23 protein-coding genes are annotated in these 23,938 nt (G+C 50.5%); 18 read left to right on the top strand and 5 right to left on the bottom strand.

Features of this window, described 5'->3' with window-relative positions:
* The first annotated feature begins 23 nt into the window (after positions 1-23).
* From AC0YN3_RS18410 to holA, 5 genes are all read left to right on the top strand, one after another.
* Positions 24-554 carry a deoxycytidylate deaminase gene (locus AC0YN3_RS18410; RefSeq protein ID WP_475776418.1) on the top strand — a complete coding sequence of 177 codons (531 nt, stop codon included), beginning with the start codon at positions 24-26 and terminating at the stop codon, positions 552-554.
* 444 nt (positions 555-998) lie between these two features.
* Positions 999-3,587 carry a DNA internalization-related competence protein ComEC/Rec2 gene (locus AC0YN3_RS18405; RefSeq protein ID WP_475776417.1) on the top strand — a complete coding sequence of 863 codons (2,589 nt, stop codon included), beginning with the start codon at positions 999-1,001 and terminating at the stop codon, positions 3,585-3,587.
* A gap of 386 nt (positions 3,588-3,973) precedes the next feature.
* Positions 3,974-4,522: an RNA polymerase sigma factor gene (locus AC0YN3_RS18400; RefSeq protein ID WP_053376850.1), complete on the top strand. Its 549-nt coding sequence runs from the start codon at positions 3,974-3,976 to the stop codon at positions 4,520-4,522.
* Positions 4,519-5,520, top strand: coding sequence for an anti-sigma factor family protein (locus tag AC0YN3_RS18395; RefSeq protein WP_475776416.1), 1,002 nt, complete (start codon positions 4,519-4,521; stop codon positions 5,518-5,520). Before AC0YN3_RS18400 ends, AC0YN3_RS18395 begins: the two co-directional genes overlap by 4 nt.
* Positions 5,521-5,756: 236 nt before the next feature.
* Positions 5,757-6,791: a DNA polymerase III subunit delta gene (gene holA, locus AC0YN3_RS18390; protein WP_475776415.1), complete on the top strand. Its 1,035-nt coding sequence runs from the start codon at positions 5,757-5,759 to the stop codon at positions 6,789-6,791.
* A gap of 132 nt (positions 6,792-6,923) precedes the next feature.
* Here the strand turns inward: holA and rpsT are convergent, their stop codons facing one another.
* A complete protein-coding gene (gene rpsT / locus AC0YN3_RS18385) occupies positions 6,924-7,196 on the bottom strand; it encodes a 30S ribosomal protein S20 (protein ID WP_053376847.1) in 273 nt (90 codons plus the stop codon).
* Positions 7,197-7,479: 283 nt separating this feature from the next.
* On the opposite strand from rpsT, the gene gpr reads away from it, so the two are divergent.
* From gpr to AC0YN3_RS18320, 13 genes are all read left to right on the top strand, one after another.
* The gene (gene gpr, locus AC0YN3_RS18380) at positions 7,480-8,421 is read left to right on the top strand and encodes a GPR endopeptidase (RefSeq protein ID WP_475776539.1); all 942 of its coding nucleotides are present in this window, start codon (positions 7,480-7,482) and stop codon (positions 8,419-8,421) included.
* Between the two features lie 175 nt (positions 8,422-8,596).
* Positions 8,597-9,859 (top strand): stage II sporulation protein P, encoded by a 1,263-nt coding sequence (spoIIP, locus tag AC0YN3_RS18375; protein WP_475776414.1) that lies wholly within the window; start codon positions 8,597-8,599, stop codon positions 9,857-9,859.
* 47 nt (positions 9,860-9,906) lie between these two features.
* Complete coding sequence (locus AC0YN3_RS18370; protein ID WP_475776413.1) at positions 9,907-10,350, top strand: hypothetical protein; 444 nt, start codon at positions 9,907-9,909, stop codon at positions 10,348-10,350.
* Between the two features lie 80 nt (positions 10,351-10,430).
* On the top strand, positions 10,431-12,248 hold the full coding sequence (lepA, locus tag AC0YN3_RS18365; RefSeq protein WP_475776412.1) for a translation elongation factor 4: 1,818 nt from the start codon (positions 10,431-10,433) through the stop codon (positions 12,246-12,248).
* A gap of 143 nt (positions 12,249-12,391) precedes the next feature.
* Positions 12,392-13,561 (top strand): radical SAM family heme chaperone HemW, encoded by a 1,170-nt coding sequence (hemW, locus tag AC0YN3_RS18360; RefSeq protein WP_475776411.1) that lies wholly within the window; start codon positions 12,392-12,394, stop codon positions 13,559-13,561.
* 82 nt (positions 13,562-13,643) lie between these two features.
* Positions 13,644-14,114 (top strand): N-acetyltransferase, encoded by a 471-nt coding sequence (locus tag AC0YN3_RS18355; protein WP_475776410.1) that lies wholly within the window; start codon positions 13,644-13,646, stop codon positions 14,112-14,114.
* A gap of 211 nt (positions 14,115-14,325) precedes the next feature.
* Positions 14,326-14,601, top strand: coding sequence for a hypothetical protein (locus AC0YN3_RS18350; protein WP_183559859.1), 276 nt, complete (start codon positions 14,326-14,328; stop codon positions 14,599-14,601).
* Between the two features lie 150 nt (positions 14,602-14,751).
* Positions 14,752-15,777, top strand: a complete 1,026-nt coding sequence (gene hrcA / locus AC0YN3_RS18345; protein ID WP_475776409.1) for a heat-inducible transcriptional repressor HrcA — start codon at positions 14,752-14,754, stop codon at positions 15,775-15,777.
* Between the two features lie 59 nt (positions 15,778-15,836).
* The gene (gene grpE, locus AC0YN3_RS18340; protein WP_475776408.1) at positions 15,837-16,397 is read left to right on the top strand and encodes a nucleotide exchange factor GrpE; all 561 of its coding nucleotides are present in this window, start codon (positions 15,837-15,839) and stop codon (positions 16,395-16,397) included.
* Positions 16,398-16,467: 70 nt separating this feature from the next.
* Entirely contained in the window at positions 16,468-18,297 is a 1,830-nt protein-coding gene (gene dnaK, locus AC0YN3_RS18335) for a molecular chaperone DnaK (protein ID WP_475776407.1), read from the top strand.
* Positions 18,298-18,401: 104 nt separating this feature from the next.
* Positions 18,402-19,532, top strand: coding sequence for a molecular chaperone DnaJ (gene dnaJ, locus AC0YN3_RS18330; RefSeq protein WP_475776406.1), 1,131 nt, complete (start codon positions 18,402-18,404; stop codon positions 19,530-19,532).
* Positions 19,533-19,639: 107 nt separating this feature from the next.
* Positions 19,640-19,795: a YfhD family protein gene (locus AC0YN3_RS18325; protein ID WP_475776405.1), complete on the top strand. Its 156-nt coding sequence runs from the start codon at positions 19,640-19,642 to the stop codon at positions 19,793-19,795.
* On the top strand, positions 19,795-20,001 hold the full coding sequence (locus AC0YN3_RS18320; protein WP_475776404.1) for a hypothetical protein: 207 nt from the start codon (positions 19,795-19,797) through the stop codon (positions 19,999-20,001). The genes AC0YN3_RS18325 and AC0YN3_RS18320 overlap by 1 nt, the downstream gene beginning before the upstream one ends.
* Before the next feature lie 55 nt (positions 20,002-20,056).
* Here AC0YN3_RS18320 and AC0YN3_RS18315 read toward each other — a convergent pair whose 3' ends face one another.
* Genes AC0YN3_RS18315 through ssuD form a run of 4 tightly spaced genes read right to left on the bottom strand, consistent with a single transcriptional unit; the run spans position 20,057 to position 23,936 of the window.
* Positions 20,057-20,872 carry an ABC transporter ATP-binding protein gene (locus AC0YN3_RS18315; protein WP_475776403.1) on the bottom strand — a complete coding sequence of 272 codons (816 nt, stop codon included), beginning with the start codon at positions 20,870-20,872 and terminating at the stop codon, positions 20,057-20,059.
* 34 nt (positions 20,873-20,906) lie between these two features.
* The gene (locus tag AC0YN3_RS18310) at positions 20,907-21,989 is read right to left on the bottom strand and encodes a taurine ABC transporter substrate-binding protein (RefSeq protein ID WP_475776402.1); all 1,083 of its coding nucleotides are present in this window, start codon (positions 21,987-21,989) and stop codon (positions 20,907-20,909) included.
* Positions 21,990-22,012: 23 nt separating this feature from the next.
* Entirely contained in the window at positions 22,013-22,801 is a 789-nt protein-coding gene (locus AC0YN3_RS18305) for an ABC transporter permease subunit (RefSeq protein ID WP_475776401.1), read from the bottom strand.
* Between the two features lie 7 nt (positions 22,802-22,808).
* Positions 22,809-23,936, bottom strand: coding sequence for an FMNH2-dependent alkanesulfonate monooxygenase (ssuD, locus tag AC0YN3_RS18300; RefSeq protein ID WP_475776538.1), 1,128 nt, complete (start codon positions 23,934-23,936; stop codon positions 22,809-22,811).
* Between the last annotated feature and the right edge of the window lie 2 nt (positions 23,937-23,938).

The following is a 23,938-nucleotide window of genomic DNA, read 5'->3' as shown; positions in this document are numbered from 1 at the left end:
CCATGAGAAAGGAAGTAAGAAGAATGAATACCGAAACGCAGGATGCCGTCCGCAAAGATTGGGATACTTATTTTATGGATATCGCCTATATGGTTTCGACCCGCTCGCGTTGTCCGCGCAGACATGTTGGAGCTGTTCTTGTGCAAGGGAAGAAATTGCTCGGCACAGCGTATAACGGTGCGCCGATGGGCGTTCAGGATTGTCTGGAAGCAGGCTGCATGATTGCGGAAGAGGTGGAGATGAGGCTGGTGGATGGCAAGGAGCAGCTGTTCAAGAAGCAGCGCTGCATCCGCACGATTCACGCGGAGCAGAACCTGCTTCTGTTCACCGACAGGGCCGACCGTGAAGGCTCAACCGTTTACGTGACGGATCAGCCTTGCTGGACTTGTGCCAACATGCTGGCAAACAGCGGCGTGATCGAGGTCGTTTATCATCGCAGCTACCCGAAGGACAGCGAAAAGGTGATTAGTCTGATGAAGCAGAAGGGCATCCAATTTCGGTGTTTGGACCAATTCGAGCCTCCTGCCCAGGCGCATATGGATGTAACCTCATAAGGCAGCTCGATATATGCAAGTAACCATATGAGACAAAACATTTATGGATGCTACCTTATAAGACAGAAGCGTCTATATGGATGTAACCTCATAAGGCAGCTATATATGTGAATGTGAACACTTGAAGCAAAAAGCATATGTATGTGGATATTATCTGATAAGGCAAGAGGCAGAAGCGAATATATGAATTTGAACAATGAATCAAAGCATATATATATGCGGATATTACCTTATAAGGCAATAGCATATTGAAATGGGGAGGAACCTCTGATTGCATCATTAGATGCGTCGGAGGTTTCTTTTTTTTTGCAAATATAGGAAAGCAAATCCCTAGCGCGATTCACTGTCTGAATTTTTCGGAATGAAACGCGCCGTAATAGGACGCAATAGCCGTTTCACCTTGCCTGCGATTGATGCGGAAGGAGAAGGAGGGAGAATGCCGCGATGAACCGTCGGCCTTTGTTATGGTTTGCCATTTGCTATGTAGGAGGAAGCGCCGCGGCTGCAGGTCTGAGCAGCAGCGGCGTCGTGCTCGCGACCGGCGCGGCTGCGCTGCTCGCGCTCGCAGCCGTACTGTGCAGGCTGGCGAGCTGGCAGCTCGCGGCAGCATGCGCGCTTGCAGTGGGCGTTGCCGCGGGGCACCGGTTGTGGGCGGATGCCCGCAATGTGACCGAGCTGCCGGCCCTGCTCGCCGCCGCTGAGGCGGAAGGCCCGCGAGCCGCTTTTGCGGCGGAAGCGGCGGGCACGATCATGTCGGCGCCGGAGATAGACGGCGACCGCGTTATGTTCCGCGTGGCGGTGGACAGCGTCCGCCTCGCGAGCGATGGCGCCGCGCGTGCCGTGCGCGAGCGAGTGATTGTGCATATCCGGCTCGCAGAGCAGCCGGAGCAATTGATCGCCGCGGCATGGCAGCGCGGCGACCGCGTGCGCTTGGCCGGCGAGCTGACCCGCCCGGCCCGCGCCACCAACAGCGGCGGCTTCGATTACCGCCGCTACCTTAGCAGCCAGAGAATCCACTGGCTGCTTACCGTGCAGGGCACCGCTGCCGTCGAAGCGGCAGCGGGCCCAAGCTGGACCGCGGCCGCCTTGCTCGGCCGCGTTGACAGCGCCCGCGCCTACCTTGGCGGGCGAATGGAGGCGCTGTATCCGTCCGCGCAGTCCGGATACATGAAGGGTCTTGTCCTCGGCATCCGCGAGGACCTCGACCCCGAGCAGTTCCAGCAATTCTCGCGTCTTGGCTTGACGCATATATTGGCCATATCAGGCCTGCATGTCGCCGTATTTATATACGCGCTAAGCGGGCTGCTGCGCTTCGCGCGCGTAAACCGCGAGCGTGCGCTGCTGCTGCTTATGTTCGCGGTGCCCTTGTATGTGCTTCTTGCAGGAGCATCGCCATCTGTTATTCGCGCAGGCTTAATGTCTGTGCTTGGTCTGCTCGCGGCTCGCATGGGCAAGCTCAAGGATGGGTTGCATCTTCTGGCTGCTGCGGCATTGCTGATGCTCGCATATGATCCGTTCTTCCTTGAAAACGTAAGCTTTCAGCTTTCTTTTATCGTTACGATAGGTTTGATAATCGGTGTGCAGCCTGTACGCAGAGCGATGCCGCAGTGGCGCAGGGGCAAGCCGCTGCTTGACCTGTTTGCTGTCACGCTTGTCGCGCAGCTCGTTTCCTTTCCCGTTTCGATTTATTATTTCAATCAATTTCATCTTCTATCGATGCTGGCAAACTTTGTGCTGGTACCCTTCATCAGCTTTGTCGTCATGCCGCTCGGTGCTGCCGCGCTGCTGCTTGCGATTCCATGGGAGCAGGGCGGGAAGCTGCTCGCTTATGCTTCGCATTACGCAAACGACTGGACCTTTGCTTTTGTTGACAGGCTGGCAAGCGTTGATTCCCTTCGCACCATTTGGGCAACGCCGCCGCTGTGGTGGGTTGCAGCCTGGCTTCTCTTGCTCGGCATCCTTTTTCGGTTGATCGGGCAAGGTGTACAGACGTATAATGACCGGGCTATCGAAGGGGCGGAACGCTCAGAGACGACAATTCCGCTCGGACCAGAATTTGATTATTCGTTTGGCGCTGAAGCGGACCGAAGGTCGCGCAAAGGCTTATACAGCCTGCTGCTGTTTTTGTCCGCTTTGCTTTTTTATGCCTATCAGCCTCAAATCCTTAACCGGCAAGCAGCGGTAAGCTTTATCGACGTTGGCCAAGGCGACGCGATTCATATTCGTACGCCGACCGGCAAGCACATTCTAATCGATGGCGGAGGAACGCTTTCATTCGCGAAGCCTGGAGAGGAATGGCGCAAACGGGGCGATCCTTTCGAGGTAGGCCGCAAGGTGCTTGTCCCGCTGCTTATGAAGCGAGGCGTGCAGGAGATAGAGCTGCTTGTCGTCTCGCACTTGGACAGTGACCATATACGGGGACTGAAGGCTGTCTTGGAAGCCATACCGGTTCGGCGGATCTGGTGGAACGGTACCGTCAAAGAAGCCGATGACGCCAAGGAGCTTCTAAGATTAGCCGTTTCTTTGCAAATTCCCTTGTATCGGGCAGATGCAGGGATACGGCAGCAGCTTGATTTCGCGACAGAGCTGAACGTGTTATGGCCGCCTGCTATCGAAAGTCCGCAGCAACGCGTGCCGAATCAAAAGGAACAGAATGAAAGCAGCGTCGTCCTGGCCGTTAAACTCTATCATTCGACCTTTTTGTTCTCGGGAGACATTAACGCAGTGACGGAGCGAGCCGTCATTCGGAATGATCAACGCCGCCTTGCGGGGGAAAGCAAGCATTCGCCTGTTTCGATTATGAAGGTTGCGCACCATGGCAGCCGCTTCTCAACGAGCGAGGAGTGGATGGCCTACTGGAGGCCGACGGGAGCCGTAGCTTCTGTAGGAGCAACGAACACCTATGGGCATCCGAATCCGGAAGTGCTTGCGAAGCTTGCCAAATGGAAAACGCAAATTTGGCGTACGGACAAGGACGGCGAGGTTCGATTTCGCATTCAGGCTACAGGTCTGTTCTCGTATAAGAAGGAATAATCAGCATTGGTATTATTCGTGAGGTTGCGCTGACGATACGTTCAGGTATACATTATTGAATATTGGTTGTGCTATAGTTATGAGATTTGAATGCGCCGATAGATTTGCCGAATGGCTGCGTACCAGAGCAATCCATGGCAATCTATATACGGAGTACTAGAAATTTGGTATCCTTTAATGTGGAGTTTATACGGATGCTTCAGAATGGGAAGCATGTGGGGAATTGCAATCATAATCCGTTAAATACGCAGGTTAAAAAATCCCATTCGATAATATAAATGATACTGGCAATTGTTACTAAAAAAAATATAGTCAAATTTCTTACTAATCTGCAACTTTTACCGCAACCAGTTCGTCAGAATGGTTGCAAGAGAGGGGGATCCTTCGTGGTGGAGCCAGAGCTCATAAGAGCCGCTCAGTCGGGAGATCGCGACGCATTAATTACTCTTTTGCGAGAGATTGAAACGCATGTTTATCGGACAGCCTATTATATATTAAATAATGAACAGGATGCGCTCGATGCTGCGCAGGAAGCGCTCATCCGCATTTATACCAAAATAGGCTCGTACGAGGAAAAAGCGCAATTCAAGACATGGATTCAACGTATTGTAACAAACATTTGCATTGATAAGTTCCGGAGAAATAAACCGACCGTCTCCATAGATGAGCACGACATGGTGTTCCACGAAAAACAGAACGTGGAGGACGAGGTAATGTCTGCTTATGCTGTCAAAGACATTCAAGCCGCCATTGATAAGCTTCCTGAGCATCATCGCGCGGTCGTCGTCCTTCGATATTTGCAGGATTTCTCTTACAATGAAATTGCAGATTCGCTTGATTTGCCGCTCAATACGGTGAAATCTTATTTATTCAGAGCTAGGCAACAGCTGCAGACGTTACTCCATGATTATCAGAAAGGTGGTGTCCGGGGATGAATTGTCAAGAGGTGATGGAACTAATGCAAAGACAGCTAGACGACGATCTCAGTCATTCTGAGCTCGACGTCTTGATGAGCCATACGAGACAGTGTCCGGACTGTGCAGCCATGTTCGAGCGGTTACAGCTACTATCCGCCGAGCTTACCAGTTTGCCCAAAGTAATGCCGAGCTATAGCCTAGTTGACGCCATCATGCCGCAGCTGGAACAAATGGAGCGGATTGGCCAATCAGAGGAATCCGTTCCTGCTGTTTCCGAGGTGGCGGAATTGACGCCGCGCCGCGCCAAACGTGTACGGAAGTGGCCGTCCATTCGCGTAATGAGCGGCGTAATCGCGGCAGGGATCGTGGCCGGGTTGTTTCTAGTGACGTACAATACGGATATGGCGCCGGATTTCAAAGCTAATATGTTTACGGCAAGCTCCTCGGAGGATTCGGCAGCCAATACGGCGCAAACTGTGCCCGAGAGCATGGCCTTCAAAGCCCCTAAGGCGGATGATGATGCCGGAGAGGTCAGTACAGAAGCATTGGGTGCTCGAAAACACTCCGATGAAATGGAAACCGATTCGCTAAATAGCGAAGAGGGTGCCAGCGATGTTCTGCCTACTACTGTCGATGGAGGTAGCCCTAGCGGTGAAGGTTCATCGGGAAGTGTCGGTTCAGTAGATAAAGGCATTGCTGCAGGAGGCGACGCGGATACGTCCAATGGTTCTGCGGGTGACAAGGTGAAAGGCGATTTCGGCAGCATGGCTATGCCTGCCAGTATTTCGCCCGACGGGAAATATGGCGTGCAAGCAGTCAATTTCAAAATCGACGTCATTGCACAAGCTGATCAGAGCATTGTTTTTACAACGCCTCGAAAAAACGGAGAGCTGCTGAATTTGGCATGGTCCGCTGACAGCGCGCTGCTCACGTATGAGGTTCACGTCGAAAACGGGGCAATCGAGAAATATGAGATTGATCTTGCCACGCTTACCGAGAAGAAAGCCGCGCATTAGGCTTCAGGCAATCGTAAGTTTTATGAGGAATATGCACACATTCTTCCGCTAATGCGTATAGTATCAGCATAGAGAGTGTCTGCGACGAAGCCATAACGTCGTATGACCATCCGCAGGGCGGCACCATGGGCCTGCCTGCGAATGTTTATATAGATGTTCGGCAAAGGGATGAAGCCTATAAACGGCTCATCCCTTTGTTGCCGTTTAAATGTGTAGACTGGTGACGAGGTGAAGGCATGGATGCGAAGGAAGCTTTGAAAGAAATAAAGGGCGGTCGTTTTCGTCCGATTTACGTGCTGTATGGGAAGGACCGTTACCGGTTGCAGCAATTTATTAATGCGCTGACCGAAGCAATGTTTTCTGCGGACGAGCGCGAGCTTGGCATGGTCAAATTCGATACGGCAGAAACATCGATCGAGGAAGCCGTGCTTGAAGCCGAAACCTCCCCGTTTTTCGTTCAGCGCAAGCTGATCTTGATTCGTGATGCTACGCTGCTATGTGCCGGAGGAAAAGAAGGCGGCAAGCTTGAGCACCGTCCCGAAAAACTGATTCAATACATGGAGTATCCGTCTGAGACTTCGATTATCGTTTTTTCGGTGAACGCAGAGAAGCTGGATGAGCGCCGCAAGCTTGTCAAGACGTTAAAGGATCGCAACGCTTTGGTGCCATTCCCAGAGCTCGATGCCGCACAGCTTAAGCAATGGATGATCAAGCGTGCAGCAGACCAAAAAAGAACGCTCTCCCCTGACGCAGCCGAGCTGCTGCTCTCGCGAGCCGGCGCCAATATGCAGCAGTTATCGCAAGAGGTGGACAAGCTCTGCTTGCACGCAGGCTCAGGCGGTACAATCGATGTGGAAACGGCAGCGCTAATGACTGCCGCAACCGTCGAGGAGGATGTATTTGCTCTTATCGATGCGATAGCGGAGCTTCGAATCGATAAAGCGATCCGGCTATATAGAGAACTGCTTGTGCGGCGCGAGGAGCCGATCAAAATTGCGGCATTGATTGCCAGGCAGCTGCGAATTATGCTTCAAATCAAGGAGCTGGAACAGCATCAATATTCTCCGCAGCAAATGGCGGGCCAATTAGGGCTGCATCCTTACGCGGTTAAGCTTGCAGCGGAGAAAAGCCGGAAGTTTCAGGTTCCGAGGTTAGGCAGGCTGCTAGCATCGCTTGCCGACCTTGATTATCAGATGAAAACAGGAGCAATTGACAAAACGCTCGGACTAGAGCTGTATTTGCTTTCGCTCAGTATGGAGAAAGGCGCATAGCGCCTTTTTTTGTGTGTTTGTTTAACGGAACAAAAAAAGCCTCACCGCCTATTGTAGGCAGTGAAGCTTTTTGGCGCCGAGCGAGGTAGGTTCATCCAGAGGATAAATTAGCCTCGCAGGCAGTTATCCTGCTTAGGCTTGAGCCGAAAGGGCATTAAGTCTTTTAGCAAGACGAGATTTTTTGCGGGAAGCCGCATTTTTATGAATCAGGCCTTTAGTTGCTGCTTTGTCCAATTTTTTCGTTGCAGCGATAAGAGCTGCTTTAGCAGCGTCTACATCAGTGCCAGCGATAGCTTGGTCAGCAGATTTAACGGCCGAACGAAGTGCGGATTTTTGGGATGCATTCAAAGCACGACGCTTTTCACTTGTTTTAACGCGTTTAATCGCGGATTTAATATTTGGCATGGAATTCACCTCCTAAACTGTTTACAACGGCTTACAGACATAATAAACCTAGACAACACAACTTAAAATATATTATCATGCCAATGCCCAAAAAGCAATAGCATCGGAAGCTTCAACGAATACAAGCACGCTAAGCTCCTTGGCAGGTCGTGAAGTATGAAATTAAGGCATCTGCAAACAATAGCTTTAGAACTTGCGCTTGAAGGGAGAATGAGCAGTGGAGAAAGAGCTTGATTTGCAGAAATACAATGTCAGAACGGATTTGGCGTTAGAGGCGAAAGAGATGGCGGAAGCGCCGAGAGGTGGCCCAATTCCGGGCATTCAGTCCGAAACGACAGAGGATGACGGCATTACGATTACGCAGCTGCATGTTCAGAACGAGCAAGGCTCGGCAGCGATCGGAAAGATGCAAGGCCATTACGTGACGCTTGAGGTGCCGGGCTTGCGCAACGGAGATACAGGATTACAGGATCGGGTTGCCACCCAGTTCGCTAAGCATTTTGAAGCTTTCCTTGAGAGGCTTTCCATTAGCAAAACCGCGCGCGTGCTTATTGTCGGTCTCGGCAACTGGAATGTGACGCCTGACGCGCTCGGACCGATCGTCGTAGAGAACGTGATGGTAACTCGTCATTATTTCGAGCTTATGCCCGATCAGGTTGCCCCAGGGTATCGTCCCGTCAGCGCAGTCGCGCCGGGGGTGCTGGGCATTACCGGAATCGAATCCAGCGAAATCGTGCACGGAATCGTGGAGAAAACGAAGCCGGATCTCATTATTGCGATTGATGCATTAGCCTCCAAAGCCGTTGAACGCGTCAATACAACCATCCAAATTGCGGACACGGGCATTCATCCGGGATCGGGCATCGGCAATAAGCGAAAAGGGCTGACGAAGGAAATTCTAGGGGTGCCGGTCATTGCGATAGGCGTGCCAACGGTCGTGTACGCGTCGACGATCGTCAATAACACGCTCGAGATGATGAGCAGCCACTTCAACAAGCAAAATGCGAACTCGGATCATATTATGGGTCTCGTCAACCAGATGGAGGAAAATGAGCGTCTCCAGCTAGTGAGGGAAGTTCTGAGTCCGCTTGGCCATGACCTTCTTGTTACGCCAAAAGAAATCGATGAATTTATCGAGGATATAGCCAATATTATCGCCAGCGGCCTCAATGCTTCGCTGCATGAAGCCGTTGATTCGAGCAATGTGGCTGCTTATACGCATTAATCTGCAAAGCATAAAGCTGTTCCAGCAGGCATTGGCCTCGGGGCAGCTTTTTTACGTGCGTGCATCGCAATATCCGATTCTATCAATTCCGGAACGTTCATATGAAATGCGGTTCTATGAAGACAATGACTCTCATAGATTAGTAGTAACCTAAGAAGCGGAGGTTATACAGCCTATGAAACGGAAGATCATGCTGCTTGATATTGGGAGAGAGAGCAGGCGAATGAGGCAATTGCTGGTGACGGGACGCACGTTTGCATTGCTCTCTTTTTGCTCGATGGTATTTTTTGTTCTGCTTGGCGTAGCGGGAATGGCGCACCAGCAAACAACGGCTTCACCGGTTAATTCAATGAAAGGATTCGCTGCGGCAGTATCCAGCGGGTTTTTTGGGGATATGCTAGAGATGGAAATGCCTGCTTTCCAAAGCGGGTTGGAAACGGAATCGTTCTCGACGAAACAGATCAGCGTGCTGCTCATGCGCGCTTTGACGGACATCAACCCATCCGATCCGATGAGCTTGCTTGCCGGCGAACTGCCGGGACTTAGCGCGAACGACGCGATTCTTATCCGTAAGGGAATCGGAACGGATACGGCGGTTGGGCCGGAGGACAATACACCGATTGACTATGATCCATTAAATGGCCTTCATGCGGATAACGGCACGGATGTTTCAGGTACAGATACGGATGGAGACGCGGACAATGAACCGGATAAGCTGCCCATACCTACGGACAAGCCGGCGGAACCTACCGATAACGGGGTAGATCAACCGACGACTGGGGGTGCCAAGGTAGCGTTCATCTATCATTCTCATAACCGTGAATCATGGTACCCCGAGCTGACCGATAAATCGAAGGATCCGAATTCCAGCACCAAAAATATTACGCTGGTCGGCAAGCGCCTAGCGGAAAAGCTGGAGGCGAAAGGGGTAGGCGCGCAGCATTCCGATACGGATTACCCAACTGCCATTAAAGATTACAGATGGGAGTTATCCTACAAATATTCGATGAAAACGGTAAAGGAAGCGATCGCGAGCAGCAAGGATCTGAAGTTTTTCTTTGACCTTCACCGCGATTCGCAAAAAAGAAAGTATACGACGATTGATATTGGCGGCAAAAGCTATGCGCAGGTGTATTTCATTATCGGGCATAAAAATCCGAATTGGCAGAAGAATGAAGCTTTTGCAACCAAAATCCATGACGCTCTAGATAAAAAATATCCGGGCATCTCCCGCGGGATTTGGGGCAAAACGGCTGCATCCGGCAATGCGGAATACAATCAATCGCTTGCGGAGGATAATGTTCTGATTGAAGTGGGAGGCGTTGACAACACGCTTCAGGAATCTTACCGTACCGCGGATGCGCTTGCGGAGATTATTGCGGATATTTACTGGAAGGACGAGAAGGCAAGTGCGGCAGCCAAAGGCAAAGCCAGCTAGTCCGAGCTTGCTTCGAAAGAGGCGTGAAAGAAGGGAGTAAAAAGCGCATGAGAAGAAATGGAATGAAATGGACGCTGCTCGGCGGCGCCTTGGCGATTATTATCCTGTACGGAATCGACGTATCCTCTCGCGGCATTGAACGGATATATGGACCAATTGAAGGCGCAGGGGAATACGCCGAGCTGCAAGAACCTCAGCAGGCGGAGACGCCGGATGATGGTTTTGAAACGGAGCAGCAGCGGAAAATCGCCAAGCTCGAGAAGGAACTGGAAGAGCTGAAGAAAATGGCGGAAGGCGGGAGTGCGGATGACGCTTCTGCTAATGAAGATGAAGGCATGCTTGACGTTAACGAGAGATTGCCCGGACTGCCTGCCGAGAACGATCAGCCTGCGGTGAACCGCATCGCCGACTCAACCTCAGGATTGCTGCAAAATATGTCAAGCGAAGGCATCCGTATGGTCGTTTCGATTTTTGACGGATTGACGAAATGATAATGAACATTGCTGGTATTCCCCTTAACTGATATAATAGGAGGAATGATTAGCATTATTGGAAATTGTGGGGGTTAGGCATGACTGACGTACGTGACCGACAAAAGAGGATTAGGAATTTTTCCATTATCGCGCATATAGACCACGGAAAATCTACGCTTGCAGACCGTATTTTAGAATTTACAGGCGCATTGTCATCACGCGAGATGCAAGAGCAAGTGCTTGACCAAATGGATCTGGAGCGGGAACGCGGAATTACGATCAAGCTGCAAGCCGTGCGACTAGCCTATACGGCTGATGACGGCATCGAGTATATACTCAATTTGATAGATACGCCTGGACACGTCGATTTTACATACGAGGTTTCTCGGAGCCTAGCCGCTTGCGAAGGCGCGCTGCTCGTTGTCGATGCCGCTCAGGGCATAGAAGCCCAGACGTTAGCGAACGTATATTTGGCGTTAGACAACAACCTGGAGATCGTTCCGGTAATCAACAAAATCGATTTGCCGAGCGCGGAGCCTGAACGGGTTAAGCAGGAAATCGAGGATGTCATCGGTCTTGATGCAAGCGATGCAGTACTTGCATCCGCGAAAGCCGGAATCGGCATTAAGGAAATATTGGAGCAGGTGGTTTCGAAGATGCCATCGCCGACCGGAGATCCCGATAAGCCGCTCCAAGCGCTTATTTTCGACTCCCATTACGATCCCTATAAAGGCGTAATCGTCTACGTTAGAGTAATGGACGGAAGCATCCGTGCGGGCTCAAAGATTCGCTTCATGGCAACCGGAGCTGAATTCGAGGTTATCGAAGTAGGTGCCTTTATGCCTCGCATGTCAATCGTGAAAGAGCTTGCCGTTGGCGACGTAGGCTTTATCGTAGCAGGGATCAAGAACGTGAAGGATACGCGGGTAGGTGATACCGTCACTGAAGCGAAGCGCCCTGCTCCTGAGCGTCTGCCTGGCTATCGCCAGATCAACCCGATGGTATTCTGCGGATTGTACCCCATTGAAACGCAGGACTACAATGACTTGCGCGATGCGCTGGAGAAGCTGGAGCTTAACGACGCTTCGCTTAGGTATGAGCCGGAATCCTCGACAGCGCTTGGCTTTGGCTACCGCTGCGGTTTTCTAGGGCTGCTTCACATGGAAATCATTCAAGAGCGGATTGAACGGGAATTCAACATCCCGCTTATTACGACCGCGCCAAGCGTAATTTACAAGATTACGCTGACTAGCGGCGAAACGATGGAGATCGATAACCCTTCGAATTATCCGGAAGCAGGCAAGCTTGATTACGTGGAAGAGCCGTTTGTCAAAGCAGCCATTATCGTGCCGAACGATTATGTCGGAGCGATTATGGACCTATGCCAGAACAAACGCGGCGAATTCGTCAACATGGAATATTTGGACACGAATCGCGTAACGCTTACCTACAACGTTCCATTGTCAGAGATCGTGTACGATTTCTTCGATCAGCTGAAATCAAGCACGAAAGGGTATGCTTCGTTCGACTATGAGATCAGTGGTTACCGCAGATCCAACTTGGTCAAAATGGATATCATGCTAAACAATGAACAGGTTGATGCACTCTCAGTCATCGTTCACCGTGACCGAGCTTACCAGCGCGGAAAGGTTATCTGCGAGAAGCTGAAAGAGCTCATTCCGCGCCAAATGTTCGAGGTTCCTATTCAGGCCTCTATCGGCAATAAAGTTATTTCGCGTGAAACGGTTAAAGCTATGCGCAAAAACGTTCTAGCCAAATGTTACGGCGGTGACATCAGCCGTAAACGGAAGCTGCTTGAAAAGCAGAAGGAAGGCAAGAAGCGGATGAAGCAGGTAGGCAGTGTAGAGGTACCGCAGGAAGCGTTCATGGCGGTGCTCAAAATCGGCGAGGATTAAGACGTACGAGGATGAGGGAGGGCGCAGCTCTCCCTCTTTTCTATTTCAATAAATAGCGATTGATTATTTCAATGCGAAACGCGAGCTATGCCGGGGGTAAGCAGATGGACGGCAGACGTTGGCGTTTGAAGGAGAAAATGACCATGACAATGATGCAGGCACCGCGCGCTTTATATATACACATTCCTTTCTGTACGAACAAGTGCCATTACTGTGACTTTACGTCCTATGTGTTGAAGGGACAGCCGGTGGATCAATACCTTGACGCGCTGGAGATGGAAATGGAACGCACAGTTGCAGAATGGCCGCCAATTCAAATCGATACCGTGTTTGTAGGAGGCGGAACGCCTACCGTGCTTACACCGCCTCAAATGGAACGTTTCTTAAAGTCAGTGCACAAGTATTTCCCGCTGGCACCAGATGCGGAATTTACGATGGAAGCTAATCCGGGGACAACGGATATCGATAAACTGACCGCTATGAAGGAAGGGGGAGTGAACCGAATCAGCTTCGGCGTGCAGTCTTTCGATAATGGTTTGCTTGAGCGAATTGGACGTATTCACAATGTAGATGATGTTTACCGCAGCATAGAGAATGCGCGCAAAGTAGGTTTCAGCAACCTGTCGATTGATTTGATGTTCGGTTTGCCTGGCCAAACGGTCGAGCTGCTGAGAGACAGCGTGAACAGGGCAATGGAGCTCGGGCTGCCTCACTATTCGATCTATAGCTTAAAGGTGGAGGAGAACACGTTGTTCCACAAGCTATATGAGCGCAATGAACTGCCTTTGCCGCCTGAAGAGGAAGAGTTCAATATGTTCATTCTGCTTATGGAGATGTTGAAAACGAACGGTTATGCGCATTATGAGATCAGCAATTTCGCGAAACCTGGCTATGAAAGCCGCCATAACTCAACCTACTGGCGCAATGAGCCGTATTACGGCTTGGGAGCCGGGGCACACGGTTACGTCAACCGGATGCGCCATGTGAATCTTAAAGGCATTACGCCGTATATCGAGGCCGCAGCAGCGAAGCTGCCGCGTCTTGAGCAGTTCGAGGTGCCGGAAGCGGAAGCGATGGAGGATCTGATGATGGTTGGGCTGCGTCTGCTGGAGGGCGTTCCCGCAACCCGTTTCTCGAAGCAATTCGCTGGCCATACGCTTGAAGAGAAGTTTGGCTCTGTCATTCATAAGCTGCTGGAGGATGGATTGCTGGAAGCGGTGAAAACGGAGGATGACATGATCTATCGTTTGACCGACAAAGGCGTCCTGCTGGGCAACGAAGTTTTTGGAGCTTTTATCGGATATTCCGTATAAAATACGCTTGAGATAAAATACGTTTTGTTGTATATTTATTCATATTGATTTTGAACATGCACCGGGTGGAGGCGAAGGCACAATGCAGGCAGTACAGGTTGTATGCAGAAAAGCGACTACGGACGATATTGAAACCTTGTTTCAGCTTATTAAAGGTTATGCCGAGAAAGGCATTATGCTGCCTCGCACTCGGGAAGCGCTCGAATATATGATCGATACATTCGTTGTAGCGGAGATCGGGGAAGAAGTCGTCGGCTGCGGCTCTTTAACAAGACTAGGAAAAGATTTGGTAGAGATACGTTCACTAGGAATGTCGGAGGGCTATAAAGGCGTGGGCATCGGCAGCAAGCTGGTAGATGCGTTAATCGAGCAAGCTAGGGAACAGCAAATTCCAAAAATAATGGCTTTGACATACGCTGTAGCCTTCTTTGAGAAAAATGGCTTTACGGTCGTTGAGAAGGAGATCTTCCCGGAGAAGGTATGGAAGGATTGCGTCAATTGCCCGAAACAGCTTGCGTGCGATGAAATTGCGGTACTAAAAATGCTAACCTAATAGCGCAAGGCGCTGCGACGGTTTGCACATAAACGAAACCACTAAGCCGTTGCTCACTGGCTAGAGCGATGGCTTAGTGTTTTTTTGGGCCATGCCGGCATGATGATCCACGAAGCTAAAGTTGGCGGGTCTACCGAGTTTAATAGTAAAATGACGCGATTTGGTATATAGTCTTTATAGGTGTTTATTGTAATATAGAGGAGAAATAACGATGAGTGAAAAGAAGGATCAAGTGACAACGGTGGAAGACAAGCTTCAGCATGTGACAACGGTATTGCTTAAGAAGTGGGCGGGCTTCAGCGGGTTTTACGGCTTTAAGGCGATGTCGTTGGACGAATTATTCGCACTGCTTAACACAAACGGCTGGAAAGTGATTATAGATGACACGGCTGCTCCGAATCGGACCGTAGAGCTGTACCAAGGCGAGACTCGGGTCAGGAAAGAGAAGTTTGCCGTAGACGAAGCAGGCAGAGTTCATAAAGTATAACGAATTTGGGCACACAAAAATGCCGAACCGACTTGACAATCGACAAGCTGGTTTGGTATTTTTGTAGTATTGATTAGCACTCGATTGTATTGAGTGCTAACGATGGGAAACCGTAATAACGGAATTGACATTTATATAGGGGGTATTCGAATGCTGACGGAACGACAACGGATGATTTTGCATGCGATCGTGGATGATTATATTCGCTCGGCTGAACCAGTCGGCTCACGCAGCATTTCGAAGCGCGGAGACGTTGGATTCAGTCCAGCTACCATACGCAATGAAATGGCGGATCTTGAGGAGCTGGGCTTTCTGGAGCAGCCGCACACGTCAGCCGGACGTGTCCCATCAACTAAAGGCTACCGTTATTATGTGGACCATTTAGTAAAGCTAAGCGAAGTGGATGAAAACGACATTGGCATGGTTCGTTCGTTCGTAACGGATAAAATGAACCAGATGGAACAGGTCATACAGCAAACGGCGATGATTTTGTCGAATTTAACCAACTACACATCCATTTTGCTAGGACCGGAAATGTTCAGTACGTCGCTTAAGCATTTCGGATTGGTACCGCTGGATCAAACCTCGGCAGTGGCAATCATCGTGACGAATACGGGGCATGTTGAGAATCGTACGATCTCTATCCCAGAAGGCCTTAAGATGGACGACATGGAGAAGGTCGTGAACATTTTGAACACAAGGCTGGTTGGCGTTCCGCTGATCCGTCTTAGGTCGAAGCTTTACACAGAAGTTGGGCAAGAGCTTGAGAGGCATGTTGAGCATTATGAGCAGCTGCTTCAGGTGCTGGACCATGCGCTCCAAAACGAAGATGAGCACCGGATCTTCCTTGGCGGAACGACAAACATGCTAACCCAGCCGGAATTCAAGGATGTAGACAAAGTTAAAACGATTTTGGATTTGCTTGATGAGACGCCAGCCATAATGAAAATGTTTACCGGCCTTCCATCAGGTATACAAGTACGTATCGGGACAGAAAATGACCATAAGGCAATTAGCGATTGCAGTCTAATTACGGCAACCTATGCCATTGATGGCCAGTCGCTGGGAACGATCGGCATTCTAGGACCCACACGAATGGAATACGGCAAAGTCATCAGTCTGCTGGATATCATCTCCAAGGATATGGCGGTTCTGCTTGGCCGTTGGTATAAATAGATTTTATGCCGAAGCTTTTGATGCCGCGTTTACTTCGTAACTTTTAAGGAGGTGATTGCATGAGTACGAAAGAGCAACATAATGAAGCGGCCGAGGCTGCGGAAGAAACCGTATCTGCTGAGCAATCGGAGCAGGTTACCGAGGAATCTGAGGTTGAGGTTCTCGAAGGAGACTTGCGTTATGCTGAGCTGGTGAAGCAAGCAGAAGAAAATCAGCAGCGTTTCTTGCGCGCACAAGCGGACTTTGATAATTTCCGCCGCCGCACATTGAAGGAAAAAGAAGAACTCGGTCAGTATGCGTCGATGAAGCTAATCGGCCAGCTGCTTCCGGTTGTAGATAATTTTGAACGCGCGGTTGCCGCCGCTTCCGTCAATGGCGATTTTGAATCGCTTGCGAAGGGCGTGGATATGATATTCCGCCAGCTGGAGCAGACGCTCGAGCAAGAAGGCCTTAAGGCGATGAACGTTGTCGGCGAGCCGTTCAACCCTGAATTCCATCAGGCTATTATGCAGGTTGAATCTGATGAGCATGAGGAAGGCATCGTGGTTGAAGAAGTACAGAAGGGATACATTTTGAAAGACAAGGTGCTACGCCCTGCGATGGTTAAAGTAAGCAGCTAAACAGCTATAATGATTAACAAACATATTGAGATCCACCAAAATACAATTCGATGTAGGAGGAACTATAGCTATGAGTAAAGTAATTGGTATTGACCTTGGTACAACAAACTCTTGCGTAGCAGTAATGGAAGGCGGCGAAGCCGTTGTTATTCCTAACCCGGAGGGCAACCGCACGACGCCTTCCGTAGTAGGCTTCAAAAAGGATGGCGAGCGCGTTGTCGGTGAAACGGCAAAACGTCAAGCAATCACAAACCCTGACCGCACAATCAGCTCCATCAAACGCCATATCGGTACGAATCACAAAGAAAAAATCGACGATAAAGACTATACGCCCCAAGAAATTTCTGCAATTATTTTGCAAAAATTGAAAGCGGACGCGGAAGCATACTTAGGCCAAACGGTTACACAAGCGGTTATTACCGTGCCGGCTTACTTCAATGACAGCCAGCGCCAAGCAACAAAAGACGCGGGTAAAATTGCGGGCCTTGAAGTATTGCGTATCGTCAATGAGCCAACGGCTGCTGCGCTTGCATACGGACTTGAGAAAACAGAAGACCAAACGATTCTTGTCTATGACCTTGGGGGCGGTACGTTCGACGTATCTATCCTTGAGCTGGGCGACGGATTCTTCGAAGTTAAAGCGACAAGCGGCGACAACAAACTCGGCGGCGACGATTTCGACCAAGTGATCATCGATCACCTCGTTGCTGAATTCAAGAAAGACCAAGGCATTGACCTCTCCAAAGATAAAGCGGCAGTTCAACGTTTGAAAGATGCAGCGGAAAAAGCGAAAAAAGAGCTTTCCGGCGTACTGACTTCAGCTATCTCGCTTCCGTTTATTACAATGGTAGACGGCGTTCCACAGCATTTGGAGCTCAGCCTTACCCGTGCGAAGTTTGAAGAGCTTGCGGCTTCACTCGTTGAGCGCACGCTTGGACCAACTCGCCAAGCGCTTAGCGATGCCGGCATGTCTTCAAGCGACATCGATAAAGTCGTTCTTGTCGGCGGATCGACTCGTATTCCTGCCGTGCAAGAAGCAGTTAAAAAATTGATCGGCAAAGAGCCGCATAAAGGCGTTAACCCGGATGAGGTTGTCGCGCTTGGCGCAGCTGTTCAAGCCGGCGTGCTGACAGGCGATGTGAAGGACGTTGTTCTTCTTGACGTAACGCCATTGTCGCTAGGTATCGAAACTGCAGGCGGCGTGTTCACGAAGATGATCGACCGCAACACGACGATTCCGACAAGCAAATCCCAAGTGTATTCCACTTATGCGGATAATCAGCCTGGCGTAGAAATCCACGTTTTGCAAGGCGAGCGCTCCATGGCTGCCGGCAACAAAACGCTTGGCCGATTTACGCTGAACGATATTCCTCTAGCACCGCGCGGCGTGCCGCAAATCGAAGTTACGTTCGATATCGATGCCAACGGTATCGTTAACGTATCGGCGCTTGATAAAGGTACAGGCAAGAGCCAAAAAATTACGATTACTTCTTCAAGCGGCCTAAGCGAAGACGAAATCAACCAAATGATGAAAGACGCTGAGCTGAATGCGGAAGAAGACCGCAAGCGCCGTGATCTTGTAGAAGCTAAAAACAACGCTGACCAATTGATCTATTCCGTTGACAAAACGATTAAAGACCTTGGCGATAAAGTTGATGCTGGTGAAATCGACAAAGCGAACGCTGCTAAAGAAAAATTGACAGCTGCGCTTGCAACGGATGATCTGGAGCAAATCAACAAAGCGGCTGAAGAGCTTACGGAAATCGTTCAACAGCTTTCTGTTAAGCTGTATGAGCAAGCTGCGCAAGCAGGCGAAGGCGCAGAGCCTGATGCTGGTCCTGCAAAAGGTAAAGATAATGTCGTGGATGCCGATTACGAAGTGGTTGACGACAATAAATAACGAGTAGCGAGCGAGAGGTCAAAGACAGGCGCTACCTGGCTTTGACCTCCTTTCGCGCGTTTTTGCGCAAGGAATCATAGGATATATAGCGGAGGTGAGAACAGGTGGCAAGCAAGCGCGATTATTATGAAGTACTCGGCCTCGGCAAGGATGCTTCGGCTGACGAAATCAAAAAGTCATACCGCAAGCTCGCGCGGGAGTTTCATCCCGACGTGAACAAAGCGGCCGATGCGGAGACGAAGTTCAAGGAAGTGAAGGAAGCGTATGACGTCTTAAGCGACGATGGCAAACGCTCAACGTATGACCGGTTCGGCCATGTAGATCCGAACCAAGGCATGGGGGGCGGAGGCGGCGGTGATTTCGGCGGCGGCTTTGGCGATATTTTCGACATGTTTTTTGGCGGGGGCGGCGGACGTCGTGATCCGAATGCACCGCAGCGCGGCAACGATTTGCAGTATACGATGACTGTTGAGTTCAAGGAGGCCGTGTTCGGCAAGGAAACGGAAATTACGATTCCCCGAACCGAAACCTGTGATACTTGTCACGGTGACGGCGCGAAGCCTGGCACGAAGCCTGAAACCTGTTCAGTATGCAAAGGCAGCGGCCAGCAAGAAGTGGTACAAAACACGCCGTTTGGCCGTATGGTCAACCGCCGTGCATGTACGAATTGCAGCGGCACCGGCCGCGTGATTAAGGACAAATGTTCGACTTGCCACGGTGCGGGTAAAGTGAAACGCCAGCGCAAAATCAATATCCGCATTCCTGCGGGCGTAGACGACGGAGCTCAAATCCGGATGACGGGAGAAGGCGAAGGCGGTTTGCGCGGCGGACCTGCCGGGGATTTATATATTGTCATTCGCGTGAAATCGCATGAATTCTTCGAACGGGAAGGCGACGATATTTATTGCGAGGTGCCGCTGACTTTCGTTCAGGCTGCGCTTGGCGACGAAATCGAAATTCCGACGTTGACGGAGAAGGTTAAGCTTAAGGTGCCGGCTGGTACGCAGACCGGAACGTATTTCAGGCTCAAAGGCAAAGGCGTACCGAAATTGCGCGGGTATGGTCAAGGCGATCAGCATGTGAAGGTTACCATTGTAACCCCAACAAGCTTGACTGACGATCAGAAGGATTTGCTGCGTCAATTCGGCGGTTTGAGCGGCGATTCGGCAGCGACCGACCAAGAACATCATGAATCCATATTCGATAAGATGAAAAAGGCGTTCCGGGGTGAATAACCCGGTCCGTCTTTTTTTTCTTTGCCGCCTTGTATAGTTCAGGGTGGACAAACATATTCTATTCGGGTAGGAAAACCATACATCTACAAGACCGGAGGGAATCAACGATGACGGAACATAACAGCCTGGAGAAAGAAAATTTCGGAAATTTGCCGGTTGGTAAAAACGAAGATGTAGAGTTTTCTGAGGAGCTCGCGGACGAAGCAGATCGTAAAGCTGCCGAGCGCGCTGCTGAAGCTGACGCACGCAATGAGCAGGCATAATGAGCGAAATTGAAATTCAAGCGACCTTCGATGGCGAAGGAGCGGCTCAAGAGGCATGGAGAAAGCTGCAGGCGCTGCGCGTAGTCGAGGTTAGCGGTTTGCCTGCAAGCGGACTGCTGACGGCAACGGTAGATGAATCAGTCGCTGAGCGAGCGCTTCATCTCATAAGTCAAATAGGCGGCAATACCCATACAAGAACGAACTAATGGCAAAAAGACTGCAGGCAGCCAGCCCGCAGTCTTTTTGCCGTTGCTGCCGTATTTACAAATCGGCAGCTTCTTGCAGATCTTGTTTCTTATTCCGCAGAGACCTTACCAATGTATCTCGCAGCTCTGCAAATCTGGCATGGTTCCGGACAAACGTAAAAGGTTCGGATCGCTTGTTAAGCGGATTGGGCATATCAAGCTCTATGCGTCCCGGCGATCCTTGCATCGTAATTATCCTTGTTCCAAGCAGCAAGGCTTCATCCACATCATGAGTGATAAAAATAATTGTTTTTCCGCTGTTGATCCAGATTTTCTGGATGAGATATTGAAGCGATTCGCGAGTAATGGCATCGAGCGATGCAAACGGCTCATCCATCAAGATGATACGCGGGTCTGTTGCCAACGCCCTTGCTATCGCAGTGCGCTGTTTCATGCCACCTGAGAGCTGGAATGGAAGCAGGGATGAATAGGCGGATAAACCTACCTTTTCGACGATGGAGGCGGCAGTCGCTTTCCGTTGAAGGCGTGATTGATTCAGCATTTTCAATCCGAATTCAACATTGCCTTGAACCGAGAGCCATGGGAATAGGTTGGCATGCTGGAAGACGACGCCGACCTCATGATGAGGCTTTTCATGTCGTCTGCTGAAAATGCTGATCTCGCCTCGAGTAGGCTTCTCATAACCGGCCGCTACTTTGAGCAAAGAAGTTTTGCCGCAGCCTGATGGACCAAGAATGCAAACGAATTCACCTTCTTGAATAGAGAGGTTGATGCTGCCAAGCACCTCGGTTATAGAGGCGCGCTTAGCATAGGCGAGATGAATGCCGCTCATGGAGATAGCGGTCTTTGCGAAAGGCAGGGGCTCAGTCATTTTGAAATGCCTCCTATTCGTGGATTAGAGATACCTATTTCTTTAGCGACTCATTCCAAATGCCCAGTTGGTAGGCATGCGCGTCAGGAGCGCTAGGAATTGTTTTTTGATCGACTAGAAATTGCCCCGTTTGCTGCAGAACGTCAGCGAATCCGCTATCGCTGCTATCCTCTCCCAAATATTTGGCATCCTGCTGCTCGGTTGAGTTTAACCACACGAGTTCATGCAGCTGAGCAAGCGTGTCAGATTCGGGCTGACTGAGCAGCGGAGCGACGGCTTTGGCGGCATCCTCGGGATTGGCACGGTAAAGCGCGACCGCTTCGTCGAGTACGGAGACGTATTCCTTAACGAATTGCGGATATTGTTCAGCGAATTTGCGTCCAACTATGCCAACGTCCGCTGTAATGATGCCTTGCTCCGACAATGTTTTGGCCGAAACTAAGATCTTGCCGTCTTCTGCAACTAGCTTTGCGAGCGAGGGCTGCCATACGAATGCGCCATCGATATCCTTCCGCTGCCAAGCGGCTACAATGTCTGGAGGCTGTAAGTCTAATATGCTGACGGAAGCTGGATCAACGCCTTCTTGTTTAAGAGCGGACAATAAGCTGAAGTGCGTAGTCGATCCGAAAGGAACCGCGATTTTTTTCCCTGCTAAGTCCTTTACGCTATTAATGTTGGCACTATTTTGAACAGCGAGCGCTTCGTTGTCGCCGATAATGTCATGAAGGAAATAAACCGAATAAGGCAAATTATTTGCTAGGCCGATTGCTACAGGAACCGAACCGGCAAGGCCTAGATCGATGCCTCCTGCAGCAAAAGCAGTATTAACATCGCGCCCCGAATCGAAAGGCACCCAGGTGATCTTTACGCCCGGGAACTTTTTCTCGGCAAGGCCAAGCGCTTTGACAAGCAGCTCGGCATTCGGGATAATCTGAAAGCCAATTCGAACCTCTTTGGGCTGAGTGCTCGCTGCTGGCTTATCGGTTGCGGCAGCTTCAGTTGGTGCTGTAGCTATCTCGTTTGCTGGTTTGTTCGAACTACAAGCTGCCAAAATGCAGAATAGGGAAAGCGTTAATAAAACCGATAAATAATGGGTTACTGATGCTGATTTTTTCATTTGTCTACACTCCTGTTCTAATTTCATTCTTTACCGCTCCAGGGAACTAGCTTTCGCTCCAGCCAGCGGATTGACGAATCGATCAATAAAGCGATAAGCCCCATCATAATAATGCCTGCGAATATAATATCGCTTCTCAAAAACTTGCTTGCGTCGAGCACCATCCAGCCAATCCCCGACATGGCGGCGACCATTTCGGCAGCTACCAGCGTCGTGTAGCTCACACCGACGGCCGTTCGAATCCCTGTGAATATTTCAGGCAGCGCGGAGGGGAGAAGCACATATAGAAACAGCTTGCGCCGATTCGAGCCTAATGACTTCGCAGCATGTATGCGGTCGATCGAAATTCTTCTTACTCCTGCTACAACGGCGATGTAGAGCGGGGCGAACGCAGCCAGATAAAGCAGTGCGATCTTAGACGTGTCGCCTATGCCAAGCCATAGAACAAGCATCGTATAATAAGCGAGCGGAGGAAGCGGGCGGTAAAACTCGATAAACGGATCGATCAGTGAACGAATCGTTAAGGATGAGCCGCTAATAAGTCCAAGCGGTATGGCCGTTACCAACGCTAATGCAAAGGCGCTGCCCAGTCGGAGAAGGCTATCGCCAATATGGCTTGCCAGCGTACTTCCCTTATAGCCTTCTTGCCAAATCTGGATGAAAGCAAGCCAAACCTTACCCGGTGATGGGACAAATAAAGGGTTAACCCATTGCAATCTCGTAATGAGCCACCAGGCGAATAACACAGTAATGACGGCGAGGACAGATATGGATAACGGGTATGTTTTGTTTTTGGACCAAGCGACTAGCACCGGTCGTTTAACGGCTTTTACCTGGTTGGTAATGATAAGCGATCATCTCCCCGCTAGGCCCTTCGCCCTTTGATGTATGCCTAGCTTGGCGAAGCTTTGGGAATAGAAGCTCTGCAACGCGGTATGCCTCTTCCAGATGCGGATAACCGGATAAGATAAACGTTTCGATGCCAAGCGATTGATACTCCTTGATTCGCTCTGCAATCGCAGCAGGGTCTCCGACAAGCGCAGTGCCTGCGCCACCTCTTGCAAGACCGATGCCAGCCCATAGATTAGGCGAGATTTCCAGCTGTGATCGATCTCCCTGATGAAGATCCGCCATACGCTTCTGTCCATGCGAGTCCATACGTGCGTATACTTGCTGGGCTTTCGCGATCGTAGCATCGTCCAAGTGGCTAATTAACCGATTAGCTGCTACCCAGGCTTCTTCATTCGTTTCCCTTACAATGATGTGAAGACGAATACCGAACTTAACGATTCTCCCTTGCTGCTTCGCCCGCTCGCGAACGAGATCAAGCTTCTGCTTTACCTGCTCGGGAGGCTCTCCCCAGGATAGGTAGCAGTCGGCATGCCTCGCTGCGACCTCTATCGCAGCAGGAGAGGAGCCGCCGAAATAAACAGGCGGGTAAGGTTTTTGCACAGGCGGGAAAAAATTGATTGCTTCAGTCACCTTGATTTGCGTCCCTTCAAAGCTAAATGGCTCAGTCTGTGCCAAAACACTACGCCACACGGACATGAATTCATCCGTCAGCTCATACCGTTCGCCATGATTGAGATACAGTCCGTCAGCCTCGAGCTCTGCAGGATCACCGCCAGCGACGACATTAATGAGCAGCCTGCCCTCCGAGCTGCGATCGAAGGTAGCAGCCATTCTCGCAGCAAGGGTAGGAGACATGAGGCCGGGCCTCACGGCGACCAGAAATTTAATGTTTCTGGTTACGGGTATGAGCGATGATGCGGTGACCCAGGGGTCTTCACAGCCTCTCCCCGTCGGGAGCAACACGCCATCGAAACCAAGGTCATCCGCAGCCATTGCAACTTGCCGGTAATACACTGGCGTCATATTTCTAGCGCCAAGGCCGGATCCGATGTATCGTCCATCCCCGTATGTTGGGATAAACCAAAACAATTCCAATG

The sequence above is a fragment of the Paenibacillus sp. J22R232 genome (genome assembly GCF_056269165.1).
Note: the sequence above shows the minus strand (reverse complement) of the source record. Positions and strands in the feature narration are given on the sequence as shown.

Bases quoted from the DNA above. Each gene is read 5' to 3' on its own strand.
- AC0YN3_RS18410 (WP_475776418.1), top strand. From the start codon at position 24: ATGAATACCGAAACGCAGGATGCCGTCCGCAAAGATTGGGATACTTAT.
- AC0YN3_RS18405 (WP_475776417.1), top strand. From the start codon at position 999: ATGAACCGTCGGCCTTTGTTATGGTTTGCCATTTGCTATGTAGGAGGA.
- AC0YN3_RS18395 (WP_475776416.1), top strand. From the start codon at position 4,519: ATGAATTGTCAAGAGGTGATGGAACTAATGCAAAGACAGCTAGACGAC.
- holA (WP_475776415.1), top strand. From the start codon at position 5,757: ATGGATGCGAAGGAAGCTTTGAAAGAAATAAAGGGCGGTCGTTTTCGT.
- rpsT (WP_053376847.1), bottom strand. From the start codon at position 7,196: ATGCCAAATATTAAATCCGCGATTAAACGCGTTAAAACAAGTGAAAAG.
- gpr (WP_475776539.1), top strand. From the start codon at position 7,480: ATGGCGGAAGCGCCGAGAGGTGGCCCAATTCCGGGCATTCAGTCCGAA.
- spoIIP (WP_475776414.1), top strand. From the start codon at position 8,597: ATGAAACGGAAGATCATGCTGCTTGATATTGGGAGAGAGAGCAGGCGA.
- AC0YN3_RS18370 (WP_475776413.1), top strand. From the start codon at position 9,907: ATGAGAAGAAATGGAATGAAATGGACGCTGCTCGGCGGCGCCTTGGCG.
- lepA (WP_475776412.1), top strand. From the start codon at position 10,431: ATGACTGACGTACGTGACCGACAAAAGAGGATTAGGAATTTTTCCATT.
- hemW (WP_475776411.1), top strand. From the start codon at position 12,392: ATGACAATGATGCAGGCACCGCGCGCTTTATATATACACATTCCTTTC.
- AC0YN3_RS18355 (WP_475776410.1), top strand. From the start codon at position 13,644: ATGCAGGCAGTACAGGTTGTATGCAGAAAAGCGACTACGGACGATATT.
- AC0YN3_RS18350 (WP_183559859.1), top strand. From the start codon at position 14,326: ATGAGTGAAAAGAAGGATCAAGTGACAACGGTGGAAGACAAGCTTCAG.
- hrcA (WP_475776409.1), top strand. From the start codon at position 14,752: ATGCTGACGGAACGACAACGGATGATTTTGCATGCGATCGTGGATGAT.
- grpE (WP_475776408.1), top strand. From the start codon at position 15,837: ATGAGTACGAAAGAGCAACATAATGAAGCGGCCGAGGCTGCGGAAGAA.
- dnaK (WP_475776407.1), top strand. From the start codon at position 16,468: ATGAGTAAAGTAATTGGTATTGACCTTGGTACAACAAACTCTTGCGTA.
- AC0YN3_RS18325 (WP_475776405.1), top strand. From the start codon at position 19,640: ATGACGGAACATAACAGCCTGGAGAAAGAAAATTTCGGAAATTTGCCG.
- AC0YN3_RS18320 (WP_475776404.1), top strand. From the start codon at position 19,795: ATGAGCGAAATTGAAATTCAAGCGACCTTCGATGGCGAAGGAGCGGCT.
- AC0YN3_RS18315 (WP_475776403.1), bottom strand. From the start codon at position 20,872: ATGACTGAGCCCCTGCCTTTCGCAAAGACCGCTATCTCCATGAGCGGC.
- AC0YN3_RS18310 (WP_475776402.1), bottom strand. From the start codon at position 21,989: ATGAAAAAATCAGCATCAGTAACCCATTATTTATCGGTTTTATTAACG.